Here is a 25,547-nt window from a genome sequence, read left to right as displayed (position 1 = left end):
TTTGATCTTGGACAGTCGCAGCCTCGCTTCGCTTGGCAGCGCCTACAACACGCCATGTGCGACCCAAACGGTATGGACGCGGAACGTTCAGCCGCAAGCCCCTCTTCCCCAGGTCATACCAGACCGCTGCCTACAGTCGAAAACGCTGCTGCATGGCCTGGCACAGCAGGTCTACCGCTTCATCGGCGTCGCACGCGGCGGATCGCATGAACACCACCTCGTGGTCCGGAATCACCGGCAGTTCACTGATGATCTGCATATGCTTCGTTACGCGGCCACGGTCTATCAGGCTGATCGCCAACCCAGCCTCCACACAGGCCTTGACGGCTTGGTTGGAGGGGCTTTCGAGGACGATGCGCACCTTGCGTCCGCGTTGCCGAAGCGCTTGCAGCATGGCCTGTCGATAAGGGCATTGCGCCGCGTGCACGGCCAGCGCAAGCGGTTCCGTCGAGCTGACTGTCGTGCCGGTCGCCGCCACCCAGACTGGCGTGGTGGTGACCAGGGCCTGGACCGTTGCATCTGGCTGATCCATCGGCTGGGTGAGCACGGCCGCGTGGAGCTTGCCGCGCTGCACCTGTTCGCGCAGGGCGTAGCTGGGTGCCGTCTTGAGTTCCAGGATCACGTTGGGCCAGGCTGCCGTGAAGGTCGGAAGGATGTCGCGGATGACATGGTCGGCGTATTCGTCCGGCACGCCCAAACTGATGCGCCCCGCCAGTCGTGTGCCTTGGAGGTCAGCCAGCACGCGGTCGTGGGTCGCGAGCAGCTCGGTGGTGGAAACGAGCAAGCGCCTGCCCAGCGCAGTCAGGGAGACTGATTGATTGTCACGGTCAAGCAGGCGACCGCCGGCGACCACTTCCAGGCGCTGGATGTGCACGCTCACCGCCGCCGGGCTTTTATGCAGCTGTTGCGCCGCCGCGCTGAACTTGCCGATTCGCGCCACCGCATGAAAGGTCCGGATCAGTTCGATATCCAGTATGGCTGTCATGATTCAATCTTCGTGAACGAGTGCTGCAGGATATTTTGATTTATTAGATTAGTCGGCCTTCGTAGCCTGTGACCATGAACTCGCCCAAATCGATCACTTGCGCCTCGTCCCCCCGTTGCTACGGGCTGATCCCTTTGCCGCTGCTCGAAGCCGCGTTGTTGGTGGCCTGGAGCTCCGGCTTCGTCGGCGCGCGATTCTCCATCGATTACGCGCCTCCGTTGCTCGTGGTGTTCTGGCGCTGCGTCCTGGTCACGCTCCTGCTGTTTCCTTTTGTCGCCAGGCAACTGCGGCAAACTTCACGGGTCACGCTGCTGAAAAATGCCGGTATCGGCCTGCTGGCCATGGCCGGCTATCTCGCCGGTATTACCCAAGGCATTGCCCTGGGCGTGCCGGCGGGGTTGGCGGCGTTGTTCGCCGACTTGTTGCCCTTGGGCCTCGCGCTGCTGGCCGCCGGTGTGTTGGGGCAACGCCTGACGTCGCGGATCTGGGTTGGCTTGCTTATCGGCGTGGCCGGCGTCGCCCTCGGCACCCGTGGCGCGTTGGCGTGGGGCAGCGCGCCCTTGTGGGTTTACGGCTTGCCGTTGCTCGGCATGCTGTCGCTCGCCGCCGCGACGCTGTGGCAAAAGCAACTCCCGGCCTCGCAATCCATGGGTCTGTTGCCCAACCTCTGGCTGCAATGCTGCGTCTCGGGCCTGGCGTTCGCCCTGATCGAAGGCACCCAGGGCGGCCTGGCGCCGATAGCCAATACCGGATTTGTATTGAGCGTCTTATGGACGGCGGGTTTGTCGACGATGGGCGGATACGGTCTTTACTGGCTGTGCCTGCGCCGGGCCTCGGCGACCCGCGTCGCCAGCGTCCTGTACCTGAGCCCGCCCATTACGATGCTGTGGGCATGAGCAACGTTCGATGAGCCGTTGTCATGGCTCATGGCGTTGGGGATGGCGGTGTCTGCCGTCGGGATCTGGCTGGTCGTGCGCGAGGAAGCGCGTGAGGCGCGACGCAAACCACCTCACGGAACGGCAGCCGGGTCGGAGCCTGCCGGATAGGTCAATTTCAGTCCGGACCGCCGTGCCGCCGGATTCAAGACCGCTTGGGTCGCCTTGTCTTTGTCCATGATATGGAAGACGTCGACGTCGCGAAGCAACAGGTAGTCGGTGATGATCCGGCGATGGCAGCGCCACCAGACCGCTTCCGCGCACATGATGGCGCATCGTCGCGTCCGGCTGAGCGCCAGGAGGCGATCCAGGCCCGCCTCGAATTCGTCCGACAATGCGTAATCCGCGTAATTGTGGAAGCTGCGGTTCTCCCAGAATCCATTGACGTCATCGGCGACCGTCACGGATTTCTTTCGCAGCCCGCCCAGCTCTCGGAGCTGCTCATGCTGCAGCCCAAATGGCGCCAGCAATCCAGGCAGCGTATCGAGGTTGTAGTGAGGATTGGTCCGCGACCTTGGAACAGTCCTCACGTCGACGATCATCTCGACATCGAAGCTTTTCACAATCTCCACGAATTGCTCGAGCGTCCGGGTCGAGTGGCCGATCGTGTATAGGCGGGTTCTTTCCATGGGGGATCCGAATTCAACGAGGTGCCTTCACTAGGAACCGCCCTGCGACGGGTTAGTTTCCTCAAAATGTGTATTGCACATCGGCGTCTGGTTCTCCCGGTCGACCTCCGATCCAACTGTGGGAGATTGCTCGCAAAGACGGCGGTACAGCCAACCGAACCATCGCTATCGCGAGCAAGCTCGCTCCCACACTGGATTTCGCCTCATCACGAGTCCGGCATACACACCGATCCCTGTGGGAGCGAGCTTGCTCGCGATGACGGCATCACAGTGGATGCAACAATCACGAAAAAGCCCGGCCACATCAACGTGCACCGGGCTTGGCAAAGCGCAGGATCAGGCTGGTTGCTTGAGCGTGTCGTACGCCTCCAGCGACCGCAGCGAGTAGATATATGCCGCACCCGCATTCAACGAGATGGCGGTTGCCAGGGCGGCGGCGACTTCCTCGCGACTGGCACCGGCCTTGATGGCCGCGTCGGTGTGGACCCCGATGCAACCGTCGCAGTGGGTGGTGATCGCCACCGCGAGGGAGATCAGTTCGCGGGTCTTGGCATCGAGTACGTTGTTTTCGCTGGCGGCTTCTCCAAGGGCCATATAGGCCTTGACCATTTTCGGGTTGCTGCGGCCCAGGGCACCAAAGGCTTTCTGGATGGTAGGCAACAATTCGGACCAATTATTGAACATGGCATTAACTCCTGAGTGGGTTGGGTGTACTGTTTCAACGCCCTCAGTTTTCCACTTGGGTGCGGGCCGGGTTTGTTCGATCCGCTCAGCTTTTGTCGCGAAACGCTCAAATGAATGCCATCGATAAACTCATCAGCCTCGCCAACGTACGCGGCAGCCTGGACCTGCGTTGTCAGTTCCAGGGTGATTGGGCCCTGGAACATGAACAGGAGACACTCGGCAACGCGCCCTACCACATCGTGCTGGCGGGGGAATGCCGGGTGGAGTTTCCCGACGGCCAACGCTTGCCCATGCGTGCCGGCGACATCCTGTTATTACCTCGCGGCGCCCCGCATGTCATGCACAGCCCCGGAAAAACCGTGGCGCCGACCCCACCGAAGATCATCAGCGGCGGCACACTGCCGATCCATCGCATCGGCGGTGCCAGCCCGGAACTGGACATGCTCTGTGGTGGATTCCACTTCAATCGCGCCTCGCTGCTGTTCGCGTCCCTGCCCGAATACCTGGTGATCCCCAGCGGAGCGCTGCCGGCCAATGGACCGTTGCCAGCACTGGTCGATGTCATTCGTGCCGAAGCGGACGCGAACAAAGTCGGCGCGCGCTTCCTGCTCGATGCGCTGTCCCAGGCATTGTTCACCTTGATCCTGCGGGCCCACCTGGCGAACCACGGCCAGGACAGCGGATCGCTGGCGCTGCTGGGCGATAAACGCCTGGGCCGCGCCTGGCAATCCATGTTGGACGACCCGGCCCATGAATGGACCATTCAAAGCCTGGCGGACCTGGCGAGCATGTCCCGGGCCAACTTCATGCGGGCGTTCGTCAAAGTGGCCGGCGTCTCGCCGTGGGTGCTGCTGACGCAGGTGCGCATGGAGCTGGCGTTCAGCCTGCTGAGCCATTCCCATTTGGGCCTGAGCGATATAGCCGTGCAGGTCGGCTACCAATCCCAAGCGGCGTTCAGCAAGAAATTCAAGGAAATCTATGGCGAGGCGCCGGGGCGCGTGAGGCGGGCGATTTAGTCCGCCTGGATCGCCGGTTTCAGACCTCCAGCACCAAAGGCTCGCTGCCCTGGGCCGGTACCGCGCAACAGATCAGCACTTCACCATCGGCCACCGGCTCGGCGGGTTGGGTCAGGTAATGCACCTGGCCTTGGGTCATGCGGGTTTTGCAGGTGCCGCAGGAACCGCCGCGGCAACTGAATTCCGGGTTCAGCCCGCGGGCCTCGGCCAGCTCCAGCAACGTCCCGCTGCCCGGTTCCCAGCGGGCTTCCTTGGCCGAGCTGGAGAACAGCACTTTCACCGCCTCACTCGCCGCCGGCACCTGTTCGGCGGCCGGTACGCTGACCTCGATATCGCGCACCAGCGTAGACGGGCCGAAGGTTTCCGCATGAATGCGGTCGTCCGGGATGCGCAGCTTGCGCAGTCCGTCGTACAGCGCCTGGGTAAAGGTGCCCGGGCCACACAAGTAAAAATCGTAGTCGTCCAGGGGCAACAGTTGCTTGAGCAGCGCCACATCGATCCGACCGGCCACGTCATAGCCCTGCCCGGCCTTGCCGTCGGTAGGCGGTTGGCTGACCAGGCGCAGCACCTTCAGCTTCTCACCGGCGCGCGCCACCAACTCATCGATTTCCTCGCGAAAGGCCAGGTCGGCCACGTGGCGGGCGCTCTGCACCAGCCAGACTGGGCGCATTCGGCTGATGCGTTTCCCTTGGTAGACGACCTCGCGCAGCATCGACAACAGCGGCGTGATACCGACGCCCGCCGCCAGCAGCACCAACGGGCGGCGCTCGGTGGGGTTCACGGTGAAATGCCCTTGTGGCGCCCGGGCCTCGATACCATGGCTCGCCTGGATCTGTTCATGCAAATGCGAAGACACCACGCCATCGCGCTTGACGCTGATGCGCAGGAAATCGTCCGAGGGCGCGCTGGACACGCTGTAGGTGCGGATCGACGGCACCTGCTGCCCTTCCAGCAACACCCGCACGGGCAGATGCTGCCCGGCTTCGAACCGGGGCAAGCCGGCACCGTCGGTGGTTTGCAAGTAGAACGAGCGGATGTTGTGGCTTTCATCCACCACGCGGGTGACCTGCAGCGCGCGCCAGTGGGTCCGCAGCGCTTCGGCCTGCAAACGTTCGGTGGTCTGCTCCCAACTGCCGGTCATCAGTGAATTGGGCGAGTCGCCTTCGGCCTGGTCCTTCCAGCGCAACGGTATCGCCGCCGGCCGGTAGACAATGCGCTGCGGGGTAAACCGCAACAGCCGCTCGGCGCCCTGGAACGCGGCGATCTGCGGGTCGTCCAGCAACACCTGGGCCGAACCGCTCATTTGCAACAAATCGCCGGTCTGGAAATCGACGAAGACCAAGCCTGCGCGAGGGTTCAGCAGGATATTGCCCAGGGTGTTGAAAAACAGGTTTCCGGAAAAATCCGGGACGGTCAGCGTCCCGTCCTCGTCCATGCGCACGAAACCGGGCTTGCCACCGCGATGGGAGGCATCGACCTGGCGCTCGCCGTCGCGTACCACGTAGGTTGCGATATAGAACGAATCAGCGGCTGTGACCAACCGACGAACCAGCGGATCCGCCACCGCCAGTTCCCGGGACACGGCTGGCTGCTCATCGACAAAGCTGTATTGCCGCAGATTGATGTAGCGCGGGCAGTTGCCATAGGCCTGGCTCACGGAAATCTCCAGGCCCTGGTCGAGCTGGCGGCGCACCACGCCATTCATGCGGTTGCGCCGACGGGTGTGCAACTCGATACCCAGCATGCCGATGGCATCGCCCTCGCCCATGCCCGCCTGGGCCGGGTCCTCGGGCTGCGGATCGAAATGGATATGCAGCGTTTCAGGATCCGGTGAATTCATGAAACCGGGCTGGCCGGTGCGCAGGGTCGCCCAGACATCGCCCTGGCGATCTACGGCCCCCAGCACCACGAACGGCAGTTGCGCATAGAACTCACGGTGCTGGTCCGGCATCCAGGTCCGCGCCAGTTGCCGCTGACCGACACCGGCCATCATCTCCACCGCCCCGACGGAGCGCTGCAAGGTCAACTCACCTTCATGCCAGGGCGAAGATTGTGCTTTCGTCGCTTCGTTCATCAGCTACTCCTTGCGCCCCCGGGCTTTGCAACGGGGTGAATGCGCTGTGGTCAGGGAGGTCCATCACACCGTTGGCGAACCCTGTGTGCGGTAGAGCCATCTTCTGCCCAAAGCGGCGGCGCAGGAATACGCACGGATTGAAATCCACTGTTGCATAAAATGGAATGACCCGCGGCGCTGGCGGCCTGGACGGTGCGTGTCAACGGGATGTGCGCATAGGCAGGCACCACGATCGTCGTGACGATCAGGGTGAGAAACAGGAACGGCTGGCCGCGCCAGAACGGCGTTAACAGGAAAATCGCCACCAGTGTCGCCAAAACAATCAACGTTGCGATCATCAGGTAGCGCGTGCCGAAGCGCATGCCATTGCCCAGCGTGACCCACAGCACCGCTGCGTAAAGCGGCAGCGCTTGCCCGAACAGACGCGGAGATTGATTCACTGGTACTCGACTTGCGTTTCCCGGGCATCAAGTCCCTGGAAGTCATCCGCCATTGACGACACGGCAACGGGAAGTACTTGGCCTGGTTGCCGCCGGCAAGACCAATAAGGAAATCGCCAAGGCATTGGGGATTTCACCGTTTACGGTTCATATCCATGTTTCAAGCTTGCTCAAGGCGCTGGATGTCCCTACCCGCACGGCGGCTGCCGCTCAATTTTCCAATTATTCGACCGCAAGCCAACGGCCTGGCAAACACCAGACATGAAGCGTCGGATAACCACAACTTTCCCTTAGTGTTTATCCGTCCTGCGCCCCATCGAAGCCATAGTGACGTGGTGAAATATTACCGGGTCTATTGAGGCAGCCTGTTTTATTGAACCGTCTGGGGAGCAGTCCCTCTTGGATCCCCCCCAGACGCAACCGCCAACCTAGCCGACCCAGCCAATCGCCGTTTTAGGGATCACTTCCGACTCGTCGAGCTTGGACGCAAACATGCTCACCGCCTCCAGCGCATCGGTCGTCCCCGCCCGGATCTGCACGATGACCGATCCCGCCTGGTCCGCCAGGGTTACGCCGCGCAGCGCGCCCTCGTGGGTCACGCTCATGCTGGCCACCGCATCGCGGGTTTCGGAGAGGATCATGCCGATCATCTCGGCGATTTCCGAAGTCGAGCGGCTGGTGCGCCCGGCCAGTTGCCGGACTTCATCGGCCACGACCGCAAAGCCCCTGCCCTGGTCGCCGGCCCGCGCGGCCTCGATGGCGGCGTTGAGCGCCAGCAGGTTGGTCTGGTCGGCGATGCCGCGAATGGTATTGACGATGGCGGTGATCTCCTCCGAACGCGCGCCCAGTTGCCCGACCAGGCGCGCGGAGGCGCCGATGTTTTCGGCGATCTGGCGCATCTCCTTGGCGGTTTGCTGGATCACCTGGGCGCCCTGTTCGGCGACTCTCTCTGTCTCGGAAGAAATGTGGTACGCACGGGAAGCACCGCGTGAATCTTCTTCGAACTTTTCCACCCGTTCAGTGATGTCACTGGCGAACTTGACGACCTTGCTCAGTTTGCCTTCAGCGTCGTAGACCGGGTTATAGCTGGCCTCCAGCCAAACCACCTTGCCGTGTTTGCCGAGGCGCTTGAATTGGCCGCTGAAGAACTCGCCGGCATTGAGACGACGCCAGAAGTCGCTATATTCGGAAGAGTTGACCAGGCTCGCCTCGCAGAACAAGCGATGGTGCTTGCCCTTGATCTCCCCCAGCGAGTAATTCATGGTCTGGAGGAAGTTTTCATTGGCGGTCAAGATATTGCCGCCCAAGTCAAATTCGATCACCGCCATGGCCCGATCCAGTGCCGCCAGCCGGCCACGGATTTCCGCATCGCTGGCCACCCGGGCGGTGACGTCCAGTGCGTACTTGACCACCTTCACCACCTTGCCCTGCTCATCCAGGACAGGGTTGTAACTGGCCTCCAGCCAGACATGGCGGCCTTGGCCGCTGATCCGCTGGAACGTTCCGGAAACGAATTGACCGGCACGCAGCCGGTCCCAGAACTCACGGTATTCGGCACTGCCGGCCAACGCAGGGCTACAGAAATTGCGATGGGACAAGCCCGCCAATTGGTCTTCGCGATAACCCATGGTGTTGAGAAAGTTCTGGTTGGCCCGAAGTACTTTTCCATCCGGGCTGAACTCGATCACGGCCATGGACCGCTCCAGCGCACCGACCAGTCCCTTATAAGTTGCCAAGTCGGCCGTCCTGGCCGTCAGTTCATTTTTTAGTGTTGTATTAAACATGACGTACCCTCGACGAACCCAAGAAATTCACCGGACCTCAAAGGGCTATCGGCGAATAATTCAAGGACTGAAATGGTTCGACGGAATTATCTTTTGACGTCAAGAAAGACTATATCGGCTCATTTAATGGATTATCGCCAAAGGAAATATAGCGCTCATGCCGCGGTCTGAAAAAATGCTTATCGCGTGGAATATTTCATATTGATGATTTCACTGATTCTTTCCGGGACACCGTTGAACGCAGGCGTGACCGAGCGAATCGACTGGCCGCGATAAGGACCGTCCACCGCGAACCAGTTATGCACCACGACGACCTGCCTGGCGGCACCGCCCGTGGTGATTTCATTGGTGAACTTGCAGGTGTCGAATGTCCCGAGCGCGGTCGTGATGGTTTCGCGGCCGTTGTAGGTCAGCTTCTCGGAAATATCGAACTCAACCGTCCCGCCGGCACTGTGCGCCTTGTTCTTGTAGCTGACGGTGACCGTCTGGCCAGGCTGCAGATCGATCGGCGTGGCGGGCGGCGGGCTGTATGTCGAAGTCACCAGCGACGCCCCATCGCCATGTCGGTCGCCGTAGCGAATCAGTTGGCCATCCTTGATTTCCGCATAGGTCTTGGTGAGGTAAAACGGCACGTTGTTCAGATACGACGTGTGCAGCGACACCACCGGATCGGCGCCCGCAAAGGCTTCACGGGCCAGGGTCTCGGTTTTACTGCGACTGGTGGTTGGCGAAAGATTGTCGCGACTCTCCGACATCACCACGGTGCCGGGCTGGAAATCGGTCTCGCGGGTGCAGGGCGCGGACGACGAGTCTGCCGCGCATGCCGCCGACGCAGCGATCATGACGCTCCATGTGCAGGCGACAAGGGCGAGGCCCTCGGCGATACGCTTGCAACCATTTGCGTTCACATCTGGATGGCTTGACGGTGTGTTATTCAAAAGCAGCTCCCTGTCGATTCGACTCATATTGCCCACTGCCCTTGTCTGCCTGACAGAGCGCCCATAGATTAGAGTCCATGTCTCGACGCGAGCCATAGCGCAAATGTGCTATGGCTTCGTCCCGGAACACATGCATTCAACGATAAGGTACGTTTCATGAGCCAAGCGTCTTACGTTCCGCCCAAAGTCTGGAAACATGAGGCCCCCTCGGGTGGCCAGTTCGCCAGCATCAACCGGCCCGTCGCCGGGCCGACCCATGAGAAGCCGTTGCCGGTGGGCAAGCACCCGCTTCAACTCTATTCATTGGCAACGCCCAATGGCGTGAAAGTCACGATCATGCTCGAAGAGCTGCTGGCCCTCGGGCAAGCCGGCGCGGAATACGACGCCTGGCTGATTCGCATCGGCGAAGGCGACCAGTTCTCCAGCGGCTTCGTGGAGGTCAATCCGAACTCCAAGATCCCGGCCCTGCTGGACCGCAGCGTCGAGCCGCCGCTCCGTGTGTTCGAGTCCGGTTCGATCCTGCTTTACCTGGCGGAAAAATTCGGTGCCCTGCTGCCCAGCGATCCGGCCGGGCGCACTGAAACCCTGAACTGGCTGTTCTGGCAGATGGGCTCGGCGCCTTACCTGGGCGGCGGTTTCGGCCATTTCTACGCCTACGCGCCAGAAAAAATGGAGTACCCGATCAACCGCTTCACCATGGAAGCCAAGCGCCAACTGGACGTGCTGGACCGTCGCCTGGCTGAAAACCGCTACCTGGCCGGCGACCCATACACCATCGCCGACATCGCGGTTTGGCCGTGGTACGGCCAACTGGTGCGGAACAACGTCTACTCGGCGGCCGAGTTCCTGTCGGCCCACGAATACACCCACGTCCAGCGCTGGGCCGAGGAAATCGCCAATCGGCCCGCGGTCAAGCGAGGGCAACGTGTCAACCGGACCTGGGGCGATGAGGCGAGCCAGGTGCCGGAGCGGCATCGGGCTGAGGATCTGGAGTAGCCGTGACCTGACACGTCGTCATCGGCTACCCCGGCTGCTTCACTTCAAGCCATTGGACAGGAATTGCTGCAGGCGCTCGCTGCGCGGGTTGTCGAGGATCTCGGCCCCGCCCTGCTCCTCGACCTGGCCCTGATGAAGAAACAGTAGTTGGCTCGAGACCTTGCGGGCGAAGCTCATTTCATGCGTCACCATGATCATGGTCCGACCTTCCTCCGCCAGTCCCTGGATGACCTTGAGTACCTCTCCCACCAACTCAGGGTCCAAGGCAGAGGTCGGCTCGTCGAAGAGCATGACTTCGGGCTCCATTGCCAGCGCGCGGGCAATGGCGACCCGTTGCTGCTGGCCACCCGACAGAAAGGCCGGAAATTGCTCGGCCACCCGTGCCGGCAACCCGACCTTTTCCAGGTAATGCCTTGCCCGCTCCTCCGCTTCTTTCTTACCGACACCCAGCACCCGGCGCGGCGCAAGGCTGATGTTGTCGAGCACGGTCATGTGCCCCCACAGATTGAAATGCTGGAACACCATCGCCAAGCGCGTGCGCAGGCGCTGCAACTCACTGGCGTCGGCCACGTGCAGGCCCAGGTGATCCTTGACCATGCGAATCGGCTTGCCGTCCAGGCTCATGGCGCCATCGTTGGGGGTTTCGAGAAAATTGATACAGCGCAGGAAGGTACTTTTACCGGAGCCGCTGGCGCCGATCAGGCTGATGACATCGCCGGTGCTGGCTTTGAGCGACACGCCCTTGAGCACTTCGTGGTTGCCGTAGCTTTTGTGCAGGTCTTCAACGGTCAGTTTGTACATGTCGCAATCTTCTTATTTAAGCGGATCGGGATGAGCAACGTTCAGGCAGGCATGACTAATGAGCCGGGCCGAGGAAAGCCAGCCAGCGACGCTCGGCGAGGCGGAACAGGCCGACGAGTGCGAACGTCACCGCCAGGTAGATCAGCGCTGCTATGCCAAACGATTGGAAGGTCAGGAAGGTCGCGGAGTTGGCGTCCCGGGCTACTTTCAAGATGTCCGGCACCGTGGCGGTGAAGGCCACCGTGGTGGAATGCAGCATCAGGATGACTTCGTTGCTGTAGTACGGCAGCGAACGGCGCAGTGCGGAAGGCATGATCACGAAAGCGTAGAGCTTCCAACCGGAGAGGCCATAGGCTTTGGCCGCCTCGACTTCGCCGTGGGCCATGCTGCGAATGGCGCCGGCGAAAATCTCCGTGGTGTAGGCGCAAGTGTTGAGGGCAAACGCCAGGATCGTGCAGTTCATCGCATCGCGAAAGAACGCATCCAGCAACGGCTGCGCCCGTACCGCCGCCAGGCTGTAGATGCCGGTGTAACAGATCAGCAACTGGATATAGAGCGGCGTCCCGCGAAACAGGTAGGTGTAGAACTGCACCGGCCAGCGCACCAGGCAACGGGACGAGACACGGGCAATGGACAGCGGGATCGACACGATGAAGCCGACGAAAAGGGAGGCGCTGAGCAGCCACAATGTCATCGCCAGGCCCGTGATCTGCTGCCCATCGCTGTAGAAAAACGGCTCCCCGTACATCTTCAGGAGTTCGATCATCGCACGGCCTCCCGGCAACCCGTTGCATAACGCCGTTCCAGGTGACGCAGGGCAACGTTGGAGACGCTGGTGATGACCAGATAGGCCAACGCCGCCAGCACCAGGAAAAAGAACAGTTGGTAGGTACTCTTGCCCGCGTCCTGGGCGGCCTTTACCAGGTCAGCCAGGCCGATGATCGAGACCAGCGCAGTGGCCTTGAGGATGACCATCCAGTTGTTGGCCAGCCCCGGCAGGGCAAAGCGCATCATCTGCGGAAAAACCACCAGGCGAAAGCGTTGCGCCCGGCTCAAGCCATACGCAGTGGCGGCTTCCAATTGCCCACGGGGAACCGCGAGCATCGCGCCGCGAAAGGTCTCGGTGAAATAGGCACCATAGATGAATCCGAGGGTGAGGATCCCGGCCGCGAACGGGTTGATCTCGATGTAGTCCCAACCCAGCGCGACCGTGAGCATCGTCAGCCAGGTTTGCAGGCTATAGAAAATCAGCAGCATCAGCACCAGGTCCGGTACGCCGCGAATAAGCGTGGTGTAGAGCTGCGCCGGCATGCGAAGCCATTGCTTGCCGGAGAGCTTGGCGCTGGCCCCGGCAAGTCCCAGCAGCACACTGAGCAGCAGCGAAGCGACGGATAGTTTGACGGTCATCCAGGCACCGTTCAGCAACAGCGGCCCGAAGCCCTTTAGGCTGAACCCTGCGAGCTCCAACGCGTTTGATAGTGTGTCGATCATGGTCAGCAACCTCAGGCGAAAAGACGCCCATCCCCGCGGACGAGCGTCGGAGGGTCATTTGCCGCTGTAGAGATTCAGATCGCCGAAGTAACGCTTCTGGATCGAATCGTAGGTGCCATCGTCATGGAGCGCCTGGATGGCCTTGTTCAACAGGGCCTTCAAGTCGCCGTTGCCCTTGGCAATGCCGATGGCTGTCTTGGCCGGCAGGTAGGGGCTGTCCACGGTGTTGCTGAGTTCATAACCGGCACTTTGAGGCGACGCCATGAAGCCCAGTTTCGCTTGCAGGGTGTCCTGGATGGAGGCGTCCAGGCGCCCCGCCACCAAGTCGTAATAAACCTGATCCTGATTCTGGTAGGACTGGGTTTTCACACCCGCCTTCTCCAAGACGGATTTTGCGTAGGCCTCCTGGATGCTGCCCTGGAAATAACCGACGGTCTTGCCTTTGAGCGAAGCCACCTCCTCGCTCAGCCCCGAGCCTTTCCTGAAGACATAGGAGGTCGGTCCGGAGAAGAGTTCGTCCGAAAAGTCGATGGCTTTTTCGCGTGTGGGGGTCACGGTCATGGAAGACAGGATGCCGTCGAATTTGCCGGCCCTCAGACCAGGAATAAGACCGTCGAAATCGCTCTCGACCCAGACGCACTTGACTTGCAGCCTGGCGCAAATGGCGTTGCCCAGATCGATATCAAATCCTTTGAGGTTGCCATCGGCCGATTTGGATTCGAAGGGCGCGTAGTTGGCATCGACGCCAAAGCGCAGTGTCGTGTAGTCCTTGGCCGAAGCCACGCCCACACATAACGGTAAAAGCAGGACCGCACACAACTTTCTCAACGAAATCATAAGTACATCCCTAACTATTGTAATTGGATTAAGGGCAATCGATGTCTGGCGCTGTTGTTCCACGAGCGCAACGATTTCGACTTGAACATTACCGGAGCGTCGCTGTTTTACGAATATGGCAAAGTGAACGATATTACGAGCAGACTGCTCGCCTTTCAGGCAGAGACCAACTTCATCATCAACAAACCACTGACAATCAGGACCGCAGCCACGACGCGCGACAGGCTGGCCGGTTCGCCCAGGAACATGATGCCTGCCGCGAACGCTCCGACCGCGCCAATGCCGGTCCAGATAGTGTAGGCGGTGCCGAGCGGCAAGCTTTTCATCGAATAGGACAGCAAGGCAAAACTGGCAATGACCGTTATAAAGGTAATCACCGTCGGGCCGACCCGAGTCAATCCATCGGACTGTTTCATTGAAAACGCCCAGACCACTTCAAGTAAACCTGCAATTATTAAACTCAGCCAAGCCACGATCCAACTCCATTAAATGCATAGGCAATTATCCAGGGGCACCCAGCAATGACTGAATGAGATAACTGCTCATAATCTTATTAAAAGAACCCCCGCTGGTACGGGGGCAAAGACGGGTTGACCAAACCCTGTTGCGCGACCTGATCAGCCAAGTTACTTGAATGTTTCATCCAGCGCGGCGGTGATGTCGCTGATCAGATCTTCGGGATCTTCCAAACCGACCGAAAAGCGCAAATGCCCGTACTGGCGAAACTCTTCAGGGTACTTGTCGAAACCGCCCCGGCCTTCCGCGCCGACGTGCACGATCAGCGACTCATCATGCCCCAGCGATACCGCTGACGTGATGATGCGCAGGTTCGAGACAAAGCGGTTTTGCGTGTCCGGATCGCCTTTCACCGCAAACGCCATCATGGCTCCGTACCCCTTGCCGGCGAACTGTCGGCGCGCCAATTCGTGCTGGGGATGAGACGCCAGCCCGGGGTAATAGACGTAGGCGATGCGATCGTCGGAATCGAGAAATTCAGCGACCCGCTCGGCGTTGCTCAGCAGCTGCTTCAGGCGCAGCGGCAGCGTGACCGAGCCGCGCATGATCATCCAGGCGTTGAATGGCGAGATGGTCGCGCCGAGGTCGACGAGCGCATCGTTCTTGATCTTGTCGATCATCCGTTGGGTGCCGATCACCACGCCACCCATGGCATCGCCGTGGCCGTTGATGTATTTGGTCAACGAGTGCACGACAAAATCGACACCCTGTTGGCTGGCGCGGAAAAATGGCGGGGGCGTGAACGTCGCGTCCACGCTGATCAACGCGCCATGGGCATGGGCAATTTCAGTCAGCGCTCCGATGTCCGCCACCTTGGTGGTCGGGTTGGCGATCACTTCGGTGTGGATCAGCCGGGTATTGGGTCGTAGGGCCTGGCGCACCGAATCCAGGTCGCCCACGTCGACGAATGTCGCTTCAATGCCGTAGCGCTCAGGCAGCAGTTCCGCAAAGAGCCGCCAGACCGCCTGATAGGTAATATCGCTGACGATGACGTGATCGCCGCTGTTCAGGAATGAGAAGAACACCGAATGCAACGCCGCTACGCCGGTGGCGAATACCACAGCCGCTTCACAACCTTCGAGTGCGGCGAGTTTTTTCTCCAGGCACACCTGGTTATGACCTTGGTTGCGCGTGTACACCAGCCCGTCCGGACTCGACCAGTCCATGGTGGCCGGGTCTTCAGGCAGCAGATAAGAGTTGGCCATCACCAAGGGCGTGCGAACCGCGCCACTGGTGGCGTCGGCAACGTTGCCACCGTGCACCGCCAGGGTGGCCGCAGACAGCGAGGACAGATTCTTTTTATCAGGACGCATCGGTATTTCCTCAGAAGGATGTTGTTGTCTTGCCGGCTGAAATCACGCTTGCACCGGTGCCCGTGTGGTTAAGGCAGACAACCTTGGGCTGGGTCATCTCCTCGTAGGCAAAACGCACGCCCTCGCGGCCCATGCTGCCGTATTTGAAGCCGCCGAACGGCATCGCATCAAAACGGAAGTCCGACGAATCGTTGATCATCACACCGCCCGCCTCCAGCCGTTTGGCGGCGCTCAGGGCAACGTTCAGGTCGCGGGTGAAAATCCCGGCGTGCAGGCTGTATTGCGGCTCGTTGGCCAGCGTCAACGCCTCATCCAGCGAGCCCACCGATTGCAGCATCACCACCGGGCTGAAGACTTCCTCATACCAGAGCGGACAGTCGCCGCCGACGTTTTCCAGGACCGTTGGCGAATACAGCGATCCCACGCGCTGGTTGCCAAGCAGCAACGTGGCGCCGTGATCAACCGCTTCGTTGACCAACGCTTCAGCGCGCTTGGCCGCCGCTTCGCTGATCATGGGGCCGACGTCCGTGCGCTCATCCGCAGGATCGCCGACGACCAGTGCGCGGGTCTTTTCGACAAAGCCTTTTTTGAAGGCGTCAAAGGCCGGCGCCTCGATCAAGATGCGTTGAGTGCCAATGCAGTTCTGCCCCGCTGCCCAGAACGCACCCGACACGCAGGCGTCAATGGCAGCGGCAAGGTCGCTGTCGGCCATGACGATCACCGGCGCATTGCCGCCCAGGTCCATCGCCAGTTTCTTCAGGCCGGCGATACGGGAAATCTGCTCACCGGTGACGAAGCCCCCGGTGAACGAAACCATGCGCACCGCGCGGTGCGCGACCAGGGCCTTGCCCAACGCAGCGCCACCTGTCGCAACGCTGACCACGCCGTGCGGCAAGCCGGCGTCGATCAGGCAACCCACCAGTTTGATCGCCGACAGCGGCGTCAACTCGGAAGGCTTGAGCACGACCGCGTTGCCCCCTGCGATGGCCGGTCCAAGCTTATGGGCCACCAGATTCAGCGGATCGTTATAAGGCGTGATGGCGACAATGACGCCGAGCGGCTCGCGGGTGTACCAGCCCTGGCGGGACTCCGACCCGGGGTAGGCATCGAACGGGATCACCTCGCCGGCATTGCGCCTGGCTTCCTCGGCGGAGAGTTTCAAGGTGTTGATGCAACGCGAGACTTCCTTCCTCGCTTGCTTCAAGGTTTTCCCGGACTCGGCCACGATAAGCCGGGCAAACGCGTCCTTGTCGGCTTCGACACCCGACGCGGCGGCTTCCAATATCCGCGCCCGTTCATGTCGCGGCAGGTCCCTGGCAACCAGGGCCCCCAGCAGTGCCGTGTCAATCAACGGGGTCGCCGATGAAGCCGGCATGTCCATCACCTCACCCACCGGCGAACCGTCAAAGGGGTTGCGAACGACCATGGCCTTATAATCAGCGGCAAGCGAAAGACTCAAACTATTCATGATGATTGACCTGTAGTTTCAAAGCCACGCAGGTCATTGCACAGTCAGTCACGGCACGTTCTCGTTGTTATAGTTAGGTAGTGACGATAATAATTCCGCCATTGATGTTTACGAAGATGGCAAACAGCGCGTTATTACGAGCAATTTGCTCGCGCATCGGCACACTTCGCTTTTCGGCTTACTTGGTACAAGACAAGACAAATGACGTGACGGTATTCAACACGCCCGGCAATGCCGAGATCTCGCTCCAGACTTTGTGAATGCGATCCGAATTCATCGCCTCCACGGTCAGGACAATGTCGAGGTCGCCGCTCATCACGTTGCAGGACGTGACTTCCGGCATGGCGGCCACCGACCGGACCACCTCGGCATCGCGCATCCGGTCCTTTCGATAAACGAAGACCAATGCCCTGATAGGCCCTGCTTCCGCCGCCGGCGTGCCCTTGATGATGGTATATCCGCGGATATAACCATCGCGTTCCAATCGTTCGATCCTGAGTCGCACGGCATTGCGCGACAAATTGACTTTCAAGCCAATTTCATTATGGGCAAGCCGTGCATGACGGGTCAGCTCATCCAGTATTTTTTCATCAACTTTATCGAGAACACGTTTCATCGCTGACTCCGGTTTTATAACGAGCGAGACTCCGTGTCTTTGGACAAGTCATCAATAAACTGCACCAGCGCGGTTATATCATTGGGTATTGAAATACAACTTCGGTCGGACAAACGCTGCAGCCCTGCATCACTGATCGACGGGTGGGTGGTCGCCAGGCAAATCATCGGAATCAGCAAGCTGCGCCGGCTGACACGCGCCGCACGCAAGCCGATGGCCGTGGGTGGACTGACCAGGTAACCGCTCTGCACGAAAACCTCATGGATGCTATTGAAGGCATCCGCGTCCTCCACAGCGAGGGAGTCGAACAACTTGCGCGCTTGCAGCCACTCGTCCTGTTCCAGCTGGATCCGCCCGTCTTCCTCCAGCCGCTCCATGTTCCTGGCGACTTTGTTGCCGCAACCATTGAGCACACTCCATTGCAACCGCTCGAAGTTCGAAGCCACGGAGACGTTCATGCATGGCGTCTGGGTGGCGCGGATTTCATGGCGGCGGTAGAGGTTGTTCTGCAGGAATTCGTGCAGGCCCGCATTGGCGTTGGTGGCCACGATCAATTGCCTGATCGGCAAGCCCATTTCCCTGGCCACGTACCCTGCGTACAGCGCACCGAAGTTGCCGGTGGGCACGCTGAAAGCCACCTCCCTCTTCGGTGCCCCGAGTTGAAGCGCCGAATAGAAAAAGAACGACAGATGCGCCAGTACCCTTACCCAATTCACCGAATTGAAGGAGATGAGCGATTTGCGGGTTCGGTGGCTGCCCTTGAGAAACTTCTCGCATAACCGATGGCAATCGGCATAGTCCCCATCGACTTCGATGTTGATGACGTTGGCTTGCCCGGTGCTCAACAAACGCCGTCGATGCGCTTGCGTCATGCCCCGTGACGGGTGCAGTACGACCAGCGTCACGCCTTGCACGCCGTTAAAGGCCTTGATCGCCGCCGCACCGGTGTCGCCGCCGGTACAGCCCACCACCAGGGCCTCCTTGCCACGCTTGGACAAGGTGTACTCAATCAGACGGGCCATCAGCTGTAGGCCGAAATCCTGATAGACGCTGGCGGGCCCGTGAAACAACTCCAGCACCCACTCGTGCGTCGCCGTCTGGTAAAGCGGCGCGACCGCCCTGCTCTTGAAGCCGCAATAAGCCTGCTCGACGATTCGGGACAACTGCTCCCGAGGTATCCAGTCTCCCAGGAAGGGACTGATCACCTGGCAGGCGAGCTCATGGAAAGGTAGCCACTCCAGCCTGGAAAGCGCCTGCTCCGTAAACCGAGGCATCTTGCCAGGAACGAACAGTCCGCCATCCGGGGCATACGCGCCCATGAGCACTTCGCTGAATGCGTAGGTCTTGCCGGGTGTCCGCGTGCTGACGTAGTTCATGAATGAGACACCCTCTTGCCCCCTGCGGGACAACCTGTTGTTCAGTGAGCGCCAGGACCGACCAATGCACTCTCGATCTGTACACCCGGCATCATCTCCTGCAACCCTTCGATCAGCCGGTCGCCCGCCTCGGTCAGCGCTTCGAGCGGCATTGCCGGCAGGCTTTCGAGGATGAACCACATGTGCCTGGCGTCCGCATCGAGGCGAGTCCTGACACCCTGTCGCCAGTTCCAGCGACGGCACGTCACACCCTGGTCGTCGCGCCAGACCACTTCGCCGGCCTCTGGGAATTCATGGGCAGGCGCGCCGTCCTTCAGGGTGTCGAACGGTTCGGAGCCGTCGGCGATCACGAGCCGCGGCGAGCCCACGTATGCCTCGATGTTTTCGCCGCCGACGGGGATCGCGTACTCGATGCTGATGGCGTTGTAGAGATCGACGACGGGATCCAGGCTCGGCAAGCTGCCGTCCCGCAGCACGCGCTTGCGCAGTGCCTCGGCCGAGCACGGCGTGCGTTGTGGCTTGGCGCCGAACTGTCGAAACGTATCGGCCCATTGCTGCAGGTGGGCCTCACCCCAGGCGGGACCGCCGGCCAGCGCCGATTGGCAGGCCCGATCCAGGGCCGTGCGGGCGACGTCCGGCTGGGTCAGCGGCGCAGCCTGCACCACGATGCTCAGGGCCCTGAACCCGGGCGCCAGCTCGGCAACGGCTTGGTCGATCAACGGCAGTACTGACAACATCAAGGTTCTCCAGCGATCCAAATTGCCTTTCATGCTAGTCACCGCCGACCAGCAAAGTCAATATATCGACTTTTCTGGTCGATAAACTCCGACGAGCTGATTGACGACGCCACCGGCAACCGTCGAGAATCCTGGCCTATCTTCCTCACGATGCTTTGGTGATGACCCTGAATACCAATATATCGACCACGCCTGGCGCGGACGCCCACGCGGTGAGCCTGGCCGTTGCCCGCACGCTCAAGCAGGCGCGCAAGGCCCAGAAAATCACCTTGGACGAACTGTCCCGGCGCTCCGGCGTCAGCAAAGGGATGGTGGTCGAAATCGAGAAATGCACGGCGAACCCGAGCATCGGCATCTTGTGCAAGATCGCTGCGGCGCTGGGCCTTTCGGTGGCGGACATCGTCAACGTGGCGGAGCCACCGTCAGCCCACATCATCGACAGCCAGGACATCCCCACGCTCTGGACCGGGGAATTGGGAGGCACTGCACGCCTGCTCGCCGGGACGAGCGGCCCGAACATGATCGAGCTGTGGCGCTGGGAGATGTTCCCGGGCGAATCCTTTTCCTCAGCCGGTCATCCTCAAGGCACGCTTGAGCTGTTCCACGTCGAAAAAGGCACGTTGAGATGCGTGGTAGGGGAAACGGAACTGGTGATTCCCGCCGGAAGCTCGGCGGTCGCGAAAACCGATGTCGCCCACGCCTATTCCAACGCGGGCAAGTCGAAGCTGGTCTTCACCATGTCGGTTGCCGAAATACATCAATAGGCATGCGGCGCGGCGATCGTCGCCAGGACGATCGGCGCGTGGGCAAGATCAATCGTAGAACGGCTCGACCAACGTCCGGCTACCGACGAAAAAGCTGTCCGCAACCAGGCGTAGCGGTTGCAGGTCCATATCGCTGGCCTTGTCACCGATCAACTGCTGGAAATGCCGGTACACCGCCGCGTATTCGCCCTCCTCCGACACCGCCTGGCGCACACCGTCGATGCTTAACAGCGCGCCGCCGTTGTCCAGGCGCAAGGTGCCTTCGGCGCAACGAATCTCGATGCTCCAGAGCTCGTCATGGCCATGGTCGAAATCGAACTCCGCGCGGATGTCGAGATGGCCGGCGTCGGACATCTTGATGCTCGCGGCAATCGGCGACTGGCAGTTATCGGGGACGCGCAGTTCGGCGGACTCGACGAACAGGGAACGCGGCAGCAGGTGGGTGGCGATGGACAAGGCATTGATGCCCGGATCGAACACACCGAGGCCGCCGGGTTGCCAGATCCACGCCTGGCCGGGGTGCCATTTGCGCACGTCTTCCTTCCAGTCGATCCGGACGCTTTGCAGCGTGCGGCTGGCGAGCCAGTCGCGGGCAGCCTCGATGCCCGGCGCATAACGCGAATGCCAGGCGAACAGGCCGCTGACGCCCTTTTCGCGCGCCTGCTCGACCAATTCCATCGCTTCGCCCAAGGTGGCGCACGGCGGCTTTTCCACGAGCACATGCTTGCCCGCTTCCAGCGCCTGGCGAACCAGGCCAAATCGCCCTTGCGGCGGCGTGCAGAAGGCAATCGCATCGACGCGAGGACCGTTTTCCAGCAACTCGCCCAAGGACTGGAAGTTCTCCACGCCGGCGCACGGCTGCCCTTGCGTGGCGACCGCCACCAGCTCGAACGCAGGGTTGGCGCGGATGGCGGGGACGTGTTGATCCTGGGCGATCTTGCCGTAGCCCACCAGGCCGAGACGAATCGGTTGCATCGATGACTCCTGACTTTTGTAGTTGTGATGGGGCAGCAAACTAGACGTAAATCGGCTGGCGGACAATGGGCTTGTATCCCATCGTTTCACCTCAGGCCTTGGCGGGCACCCTCACGACTTTGGATATCCGCGCCAAAAAAGGATCGAGTCGTTCGTTCGGCGCATCGTGCTCCACCACCAGCGCGGTGACTTCTTCGCAAGATGCCACCTGGTAATGCGCAACGCTGGACAGCTTTTGATTGGTGACCGCCACCACCACCTGACCGCTCGCAGCGACCACCGCGCGCTTGAATTCGGCGTCGTCCAGGCCAAACGCCGTGACGCCGTTGTCCGGGTCGATGGCGCAGGCACCCACGAAACACACATCGAAATTGAACTGGCGCAATTGCTGGACCGCCGCCAACCCGATCGCGCCGCCCGCCACAGGGTTCAGGCGGCCACCCAGCAGAATGACTTCGGCGTTGGGCAGCTTCATCAGTTCCACCGCGATCAACGGCGAGTTGGTGGTGAGGGTCAAGCGCAGGCCTGGATCGATGGCGCGGGCGATCGCCAGGTTGGTCGACCCGGCATCGAGAAAGACGTGCTGACCCGCGCCGAGCAGCGACACCGCGGTCCGGGCGAGATTGTCCTTGCGGGCCGAGTCCTGATGGATTCGGACGTCTATTGGCGCTTCGGCCGCCGGCAAGCGGATCGCACCGCCATAGACGCGCTTGCACAAACCGGCCGCAGCCAACGCGCCCAGGTCGCGACGTATCGAGTGTTCGGAGACATTGAATTCACTGGCCAGATCAGCCGCGATGACCCGGCCATACAGGGCAAGCCGCTCGCTGATCAATCGTTGGCGTTCGCCGGGGAATACTTCGAGGGGGGTACTCATGGGATCCACAACCTGCATAAACGAGCACAAATAGACACAACCGAGCGCAATATGCCCCGTCTCTGTCGGTTCGTCAAACCGGCTCGGCGCTCAAACCATCCCACCGTCCGGCGCGTCAACGCTCGTTCTGGAACCACTCCCTGAGCTGTTCAAACGCCGCGCGAACCAGAGCTGCCAGCCGGGTAACCTCGTCCCTGTGAGCTTCATCGCGGTGTATGGCCATCCAAACCTGCATTGGCATTCCTCGGTCGAACAAGTCGGGCAAAGGCTGCAGCGTCTTGTCGAGTGCGCAAACGTAATGCGGCAGCAGACCGACGCAGGCGCTCCATTGGATCATCTGGCGCATCAGCTCATAGGAGTTGACCTGCGTCACGCCGGAGCGACGCGTGCCGACCGTGCTGTTCCAAGGTTGCAGGGAAGGCATTTTCGCGTAGTCGTGCAGGCTCACCAGCATGTAGTCCTGCAGCTCGGCCAGACTGCGTGGACGGCTCGCTTCCCGTGAATAACGCTTGGCGATGTGCGGGATGTACTCCAGTTCGGCGAGACAGCTGAGTTCTACGACTGGAAACGATAGCCCCGGCGCTTGCGCCTGCGGGTTGGTAAGCCAGACGACGACGTCCGCCTCGACCGGCTCCTGGTCGGGGTTGCTGTCGAGACGCAGCAAGTCCAGGCGGACATTGGCGTGTTGACGCACGAAACCGAGCAGCTCGCGATTGAGGATGTCATGCAGCAAAGGCTCCGCCACGGCCACGCGAACCAATGCCTGATCCTCGACGAAAGCATCAGGCAAAGCCAGCAAGGCTCGGTGAGCCAACAGTTGGTTGCGCAGATGGCGACCGTCCTGGCTGAGCACCAGCGCATTGCCTCGGTGCTCGAACAAGGGACTGCCGTAATGGATCGACAACCGCGAGAGCTTTTTTCGCAGCAACGACGCTTTGACATTCAGGCTCCGCGCCGCCTGCATGAAGCAGCTGCAGCGCGCCGTTACCAGAAAAAACTCCAACGCCTGGAGATCCTCGAGGTTATCCAGATGCCGATCATCGCTATTGATCGAGGGTGGCAACCGCGCACAATCGTGAAACTGGCCAACGTCCTCCAAAGCCATACGCCCTCCTCCCTAAGGTGTCCCAAGCGACCTCACCGCTTAACGAACAGACTCCAATGCCTGATTCAGTTGCGCGCCATCGATGCTCAGCGTTGCCTTGCTCACCAGCCCTTCCATATAGGCCCTGGCGACCTGTTCCTGGCGTTGGCTGCGCAGCGCTTCGCGCAGTTGCCCACGAACTTCATCCAGGCTGGCGGCGCGTGCCGGCTGCCTATCTGTCAGTTTGAGAATGTGAAAACCCGCCTGGCTACGCAACGCGTCGGAAACGCTGCCGACCCGTTGCTGGCTCAAGACCTGGCGCATCTCCGGCACATATTGCTGCAACGGTTGCAAGCCGCTGTCACCGCCGCGTTGGGCCGTCGCCTGGTCCTCGGAAAACTGCCGGGCGAGCTCGGCGAAATCGGCGTTGGCGGCCTGGGCACGACGAGCCAGCTCGGTGGCTTTCTTGCGGAGCGGTTCTTCGTTGGCTCCCGGCTCAACCGCGATGAAGATCTGGCTGACGCGGTACAGCGCCGGGCTTTGCAGCTTGTCCTTGGCGCCCTCGTAAGCCTGTTGCAGGGCTTGCTCATCCGGATAGTCGGCGGGGACCTGGCTGACGGATTGCAAGTAGGTGCGCAGCAAAATCTGTTCGGTGGCCGCGCGGGTCATCTGTTGGATGTCCGGACGCTCCTGCCAGCCTTGGGCGTCGGCCTGCTGCAACAGGGCTTTCTCTGCCAGGCGCGCTCGGATCCAGCCCTCCAGTGCGCCACGATTGCCGCGCAGTTGCTCGCGCACCTGCGGCGTGAGCGAGCTCAACACAGCGTTGAGCTCGGCGCTGCTCAGTTGCAGTTCGCCCAGGCTGGCCACGGTCGGCGCCGCCTCGTCGGAGGTTCTGGCGGGTTTCGGTTGTACCGCAGGCACCGAGGCTTGGGACACGCCGTCAGGGTTGGAGATCACCGTCAGGGCAATGCCGCCGAGCACCAGGACAGCCGCACTGAAGCCAGCCAGTTTGCTAAACCTGTTCATCGTAATCAGGCCTCTTCAACCGCAGCTTCCTGCGTTGCATCCGCACCGTCCTTTTGCTGCTCGCGTGCGTGCTGGCTGTAGTCGCGCAGGTACACCACGAATTCTTGCAACAGGCGGTCCCAGAGTTCCAGCACGCCACGCACATGGTCTTCACTGACACCGGCGGCAACGATGGCATCCATTTCCATCACCAGGAAATCACCCTGGCGACTCAGGCGGGCAAAGCGGCGGCTGGCATTCCATACCTGGACCAGGCCTTCGGGCAATTCGCCCTCGATGCGCAGCGCGCAACTGAACGTGAAATCCAGAAAGCTGCCCTCGGTGGCGGCCGGGTTGCCGAAACGCACGGCAAAGCCAATGCCCTGGCTGGCGCTCAACAATTGCACCACGGCGCCCTGTTCGGTGCGATTGACGCGGTAGCCGGCGGCTTGCAGCAGTTCGCCCAGTTGCTCGGGAGTGATGCTCTGGATCAGTGTTTGTGCGGTCATGACAGGATTTCCCTTGTGGTCATTTGATCAATGGTTATTTGCCGGCGGTGGTCTTGGTGGCATCGAACTGGGTCTGGTACAGCGCATCGCCATAGCGCTGCGCCAATTCTTCGAACTTCACCCGCGCGCCACTGGCAAAAGGCTGACGAATCTTCAGCACGTCGCTGACCTCGATATTTTCGTAGGCCGCGAGGATCTCTTTGGCGATGCCGTACATCTGCTGGTTTTTCGCCGTGCATTGCTGCACTTCACTGTCCCGACTGGTCAGGCTGGCTTGCAACGTGGCACGCGCCGCCTCTATACCCCGCGCACGACCCAGCAGTTCTTCGTAGGCCTGCTTGAACTTGCCGACCTGTTCGGTACTGGCCGCGATCTGCGCCTGGGCGCTGCTGCGTACAGCGTCTTGCTGTGCGCCCAGTTGTTCGCTCTGGCTGCGCGCCTTGGCGAGTTCGGCGGTCAGTTGCTTGATTTGCGCTTGTGCCGCACTCAGCTCGGTTTGCGCCGCCTGGCGCGCGGCGGTGCCTTGCGCCTGTTCGCTCTGCAAGGCTTGCAGCTGTTGAGTGGTGCTGCGCAACTGGGCGCGCAAGCGTTCCTCCATGGTCTCTGCCGAAGCGCCGAGGGCTGCGCCGAGCCCCAACAGCAACACCACGGCGTGGATAGCGGGATGAAATGACTTTTTCATGCTGTCTCTCCCGGC

The 25,547-nt window shown here is 61.0% G+C and carries 24 protein-coding genes and 5 pseudogenes; 5 read left to right on the top strand and 24 right to left on the bottom strand.

What is annotated here, in order from left to right; all coding sequences use genetic code 11:
• Nucleotides 1-130: 130 nt before the first annotated feature.
• Entirely contained in the window at nucleotides 131-985 is an 855-nt protein-coding gene (locus M8Q45_RS10055) for a LysR family transcriptional regulator (protein ID WP_249874586.1), read from the bottom strand.
• A gap of 74 nt (nucleotides 986-1,059) precedes the next feature.
• Here M8Q45_RS10055 and M8Q45_RS10050 point away from each other — a divergent pair.
• Nucleotides 1,060-2,031 (top strand): annotated as a pseudogene (locus M8Q45_RS10050) (DMT family transporter).
• On the opposite strand, the gene M8Q45_RS10045 reads toward M8Q45_RS10050, so the two are convergent.
• Both M8Q45_RS10045 and M8Q45_RS10040 read right to left on the bottom strand, forming a co-directional pair.
• A complete protein-coding gene (locus M8Q45_RS10045) occupies nucleotides 1,995-2,549 on the bottom strand; it encodes a DUF488 domain-containing protein (RefSeq protein WP_249874585.1) in 555 nt (184 codons plus the stop codon). The pseudogene M8Q45_RS10050 and the gene M8Q45_RS10045 sit on opposite strands and share 37 nt — an antisense overlap.
• 336 nt (nucleotides 2,550-2,885) lie before the next feature.
• On the bottom strand, nucleotides 2,886-3,233 hold the full coding sequence (locus tag M8Q45_RS10040) for a carboxymuconolactone decarboxylase family protein (RefSeq protein ID WP_030140590.1): 348 nt from the start codon (nucleotides 3,231-3,233) through the stop codon (nucleotides 2,886-2,888).
• Between the two features lie 110 nt (nucleotides 3,234-3,343).
• Here M8Q45_RS10040 and M8Q45_RS10035 point away from each other — a divergent pair, with 110 nt between their 5' ends.
• Nucleotides 3,344-4,249: an AraC family transcriptional regulator gene (locus tag M8Q45_RS10035; protein ID WP_249874584.1), complete on the top strand. Its 906-nt coding sequence runs from the start codon at nucleotides 3,344-3,346 to the stop codon at nucleotides 4,247-4,249.
• 19 nt (nucleotides 4,250-4,268) lie between these two features.
• On the opposite strand, the gene M8Q45_RS10030 is transcribed toward M8Q45_RS10035, so the two are convergent.
• Entirely contained in the window at nucleotides 4,269-6,323 is a 2,055-nt protein-coding gene (locus tag M8Q45_RS10030; RefSeq protein WP_249874583.1) for a 2Fe-2S iron-sulfur cluster-binding protein, read from the bottom strand.
• Nucleotides 6,324-6,493: 170 nt separating this feature from the next.
• A pseudogene (locus M8Q45_RS10025) lies at nucleotides 6,494-6,730 on the bottom strand (hybrid sensor histidine kinase/response regulator); the annotation flags it as partial.
• Nucleotides 6,731-6,812: 82 nt separating this feature from the next.
• On the opposite strand from M8Q45_RS10025, the pseudogene M8Q45_RS10020 reads away from it, so the two are divergent.
• A pseudogene (locus tag M8Q45_RS10020) lies at nucleotides 6,813-7,028 on the top strand (response regulator transcription factor); the annotation flags it as partial.
• Nucleotides 7,029-7,191: 163 nt separating this feature from the next.
• On the opposite strand, the pseudogene M8Q45_RS28615 reads toward M8Q45_RS10020, so the two are convergent.
• The 3 genes and pseudogenes from M8Q45_RS28615 to M8Q45_RS10010 all read right to left on the bottom strand — a co-directional run.
• Nucleotides 7,192-7,668, bottom strand: a pseudogene (locus tag M8Q45_RS28615) (methyl-accepting chemotaxis protein); the annotation flags it as partial.
• Nucleotides 7,669-7,779: 111 nt separating this feature from the next.
• Nucleotides 7,780-8,457 (bottom strand): annotated as a pseudogene (locus M8Q45_RS28610) (PAS domain-containing protein); the annotation flags it as partial.
• A 269-nt stretch (nucleotides 8,458-8,726) separates the two neighbouring features.
• Nucleotides 8,727-9,389: a DUF3108 domain-containing protein gene (locus M8Q45_RS10010; protein ID WP_249874581.1), complete on the bottom strand. Its 663-nt coding sequence runs from the start codon at nucleotides 9,387-9,389 to the stop codon at nucleotides 8,727-8,729.
• 252 nt (nucleotides 9,390-9,641) lie between these two features.
• Here M8Q45_RS10010 and yghU point away from each other — a divergent pair, with 252 nt between their 5' ends.
• The gene (yghU, locus tag M8Q45_RS10005; RefSeq protein ID WP_249874580.1) at nucleotides 9,642-10,481 is read left to right on the top strand and encodes a glutathione-dependent disulfide-bond oxidoreductase; all 840 of its coding nucleotides are present in this window, start codon (nucleotides 9,642-9,644) and stop codon (nucleotides 10,479-10,481) included.
• 39 nt (nucleotides 10,482-10,520) lie between these two features.
• Here yghU and M8Q45_RS10000 read toward each other — a convergent pair whose 3' ends face one another.
• The 10 genes from M8Q45_RS10000 to M8Q45_RS09955 form a co-directional block, all read right to left on the bottom strand.
• Entirely contained in the window at nucleotides 10,521-11,282 is a 762-nt protein-coding gene (locus M8Q45_RS10000) for an ABC transporter ATP-binding protein (protein WP_217859611.1), read from the bottom strand.
• Between the two features lie 55 nt (nucleotides 11,283-11,337).
• Nucleotides 11,338-12,048, bottom strand: coding sequence for an ABC transporter permease (locus tag M8Q45_RS09995; RefSeq protein WP_030140581.1), 711 nt, complete (start codon nucleotides 12,046-12,048; stop codon nucleotides 11,338-11,340).
• A complete protein-coding gene (locus M8Q45_RS09990) occupies nucleotides 12,045-12,773 on the bottom strand; it encodes an ABC transporter permease (RefSeq protein ID WP_249874579.1) in 729 nt (242 codons plus the stop codon). The genes M8Q45_RS09995 and M8Q45_RS09990 overlap by 4 nt, the downstream gene beginning before the upstream one ends.
• Before the next feature lie 54 nt (nucleotides 12,774-12,827).
• Nucleotides 12,828-13,610: a transporter substrate-binding domain-containing protein gene (locus tag M8Q45_RS09985; protein ID WP_249874578.1), complete on the bottom strand. Its 783-nt coding sequence runs from the start codon at nucleotides 13,608-13,610 to the stop codon at nucleotides 12,828-12,830.
• A 155-nt stretch (nucleotides 13,611-13,765) separates the two neighbouring features.
• Entirely contained in the window at nucleotides 13,766-14,083 is a 318-nt protein-coding gene (locus M8Q45_RS09980; RefSeq protein ID WP_249874577.1) for a DMT family transporter, read from the bottom strand.
• 153 nt (nucleotides 14,084-14,236) lie between these two features.
• Nucleotides 14,237-15,439 (bottom strand): trans-sulfuration enzyme family protein, encoded by a 1,203-nt coding sequence (locus M8Q45_RS09975; protein ID WP_249874576.1) that lies wholly within the window; start codon nucleotides 15,437-15,439, stop codon nucleotides 14,237-14,239.
• Nucleotides 15,440-15,449: 10 nt separating this feature from the next.
• Nucleotides 15,450-16,907: an aldehyde dehydrogenase family protein gene (locus M8Q45_RS09970; protein WP_249874575.1), complete on the bottom strand. Its 1,458-nt coding sequence runs from the start codon at nucleotides 16,905-16,907 to the stop codon at nucleotides 15,450-15,452.
• Between the two features lie 178 nt (nucleotides 16,908-17,085).
• Nucleotides 17,086-17,523, bottom strand: a complete 438-nt coding sequence (locus tag M8Q45_RS09965; protein ID WP_249874574.1) for an Lrp/AsnC family transcriptional regulator — start codon at nucleotides 17,521-17,523, stop codon at nucleotides 17,086-17,088.
• A 14-nt stretch (nucleotides 17,524-17,537) separates the two neighbouring features.
• Nucleotides 17,538-18,899 carry a threonine synthase gene (gene thrC, locus M8Q45_RS09960; RefSeq protein WP_249874573.1) on the bottom strand — a complete coding sequence of 454 codons (1,362 nt, stop codon included), beginning with the start codon at nucleotides 18,897-18,899 and terminating at the stop codon, nucleotides 17,538-17,540.
• A 41-nt stretch (nucleotides 18,900-18,940) separates the two neighbouring features.
• Nucleotides 18,941-19,636, bottom strand: a complete 696-nt coding sequence (locus tag M8Q45_RS09955; protein WP_249874572.1) for a B3/B4 domain-containing protein — start codon at nucleotides 19,634-19,636, stop codon at nucleotides 18,941-18,943.
• 161 nt (nucleotides 19,637-19,797) lie between these two features.
• On the opposite strand from M8Q45_RS09955, the gene M8Q45_RS09950 reads away from it, so the two are divergent.
• Nucleotides 19,798-20,400, top strand: a complete 603-nt coding sequence (locus M8Q45_RS09950; protein WP_249874571.1) for a helix-turn-helix domain-containing protein — start codon at nucleotides 19,798-19,800, stop codon at nucleotides 20,398-20,400.
• Between the two features lie 48 nt (nucleotides 20,401-20,448).
• On the opposite strand, the gene M8Q45_RS09945 is transcribed toward M8Q45_RS09950, so the two are convergent.
• From M8Q45_RS09945 to M8Q45_RS09920, 6 genes are all read right to left on the bottom strand, one after another.
• Nucleotides 20,449-21,375 carry a Gfo/Idh/MocA family protein gene (locus M8Q45_RS09945; RefSeq protein WP_249874570.1) on the bottom strand — a complete coding sequence of 309 codons (927 nt, stop codon included), beginning with the start codon at nucleotides 21,373-21,375 and terminating at the stop codon, nucleotides 20,449-20,451.
• A 91-nt stretch (nucleotides 21,376-21,466) separates the two neighbouring features.
• Nucleotides 21,467-22,252 carry a DeoR/GlpR family DNA-binding transcription regulator gene (locus tag M8Q45_RS09940; RefSeq protein ID WP_249874569.1) on the bottom strand — a complete coding sequence of 262 codons (786 nt, stop codon included), beginning with the start codon at nucleotides 22,250-22,252 and terminating at the stop codon, nucleotides 21,467-21,469.
• Between the two features lie 115 nt (nucleotides 22,253-22,367).
• The gene (locus tag M8Q45_RS09935) at nucleotides 22,368-23,357 is read right to left on the bottom strand and encodes a LysR substrate-binding domain-containing protein (protein ID WP_249874568.1); all 990 of its coding nucleotides are present in this window, start codon (nucleotides 23,355-23,357) and stop codon (nucleotides 22,368-22,370) included.
• Nucleotides 23,358-23,396: 39 nt separating this feature from the next.
• The gene (locus M8Q45_RS09930) at nucleotides 23,397-24,362 is read right to left on the bottom strand and encodes a peptidylprolyl isomerase (RefSeq protein WP_249874567.1); all 966 of its coding nucleotides are present in this window, start codon (nucleotides 24,360-24,362) and stop codon (nucleotides 23,397-23,399) included.
• 5 nt (nucleotides 24,363-24,367) lie between these two features.
• Nucleotides 24,368-24,850: a YbjN domain-containing protein gene (locus M8Q45_RS09925; RefSeq protein ID WP_249874566.1), complete on the bottom strand. Its 483-nt coding sequence runs from the start codon at nucleotides 24,848-24,850 to the stop codon at nucleotides 24,368-24,370.
• Between the two features lie 34 nt (nucleotides 24,851-24,884).
• Nucleotides 24,885-25,532, bottom strand: a complete 648-nt coding sequence (locus tag M8Q45_RS09920; RefSeq protein ID WP_249874565.1) for a coiled-coil domain-containing protein — start codon at nucleotides 25,530-25,532, stop codon at nucleotides 24,885-24,887.
• Between the last annotated feature and the right edge of the window lie 15 nt (nucleotides 25,533-25,547).

Source organism: Pseudomonas sp. T1.Ur, from assembly GCF_023516725.1.
GTDB classification, from domain to species: Bacteria; Pseudomonadota; Gammaproteobacteria; order Pseudomonadales; family Pseudomonadaceae; genus Aquipseudomonas; species Aquipseudomonas alvandae.
Note: the sequence above shows the minus strand (reverse complement) of the source record. Positions and strands in the feature narration are given on the sequence as shown.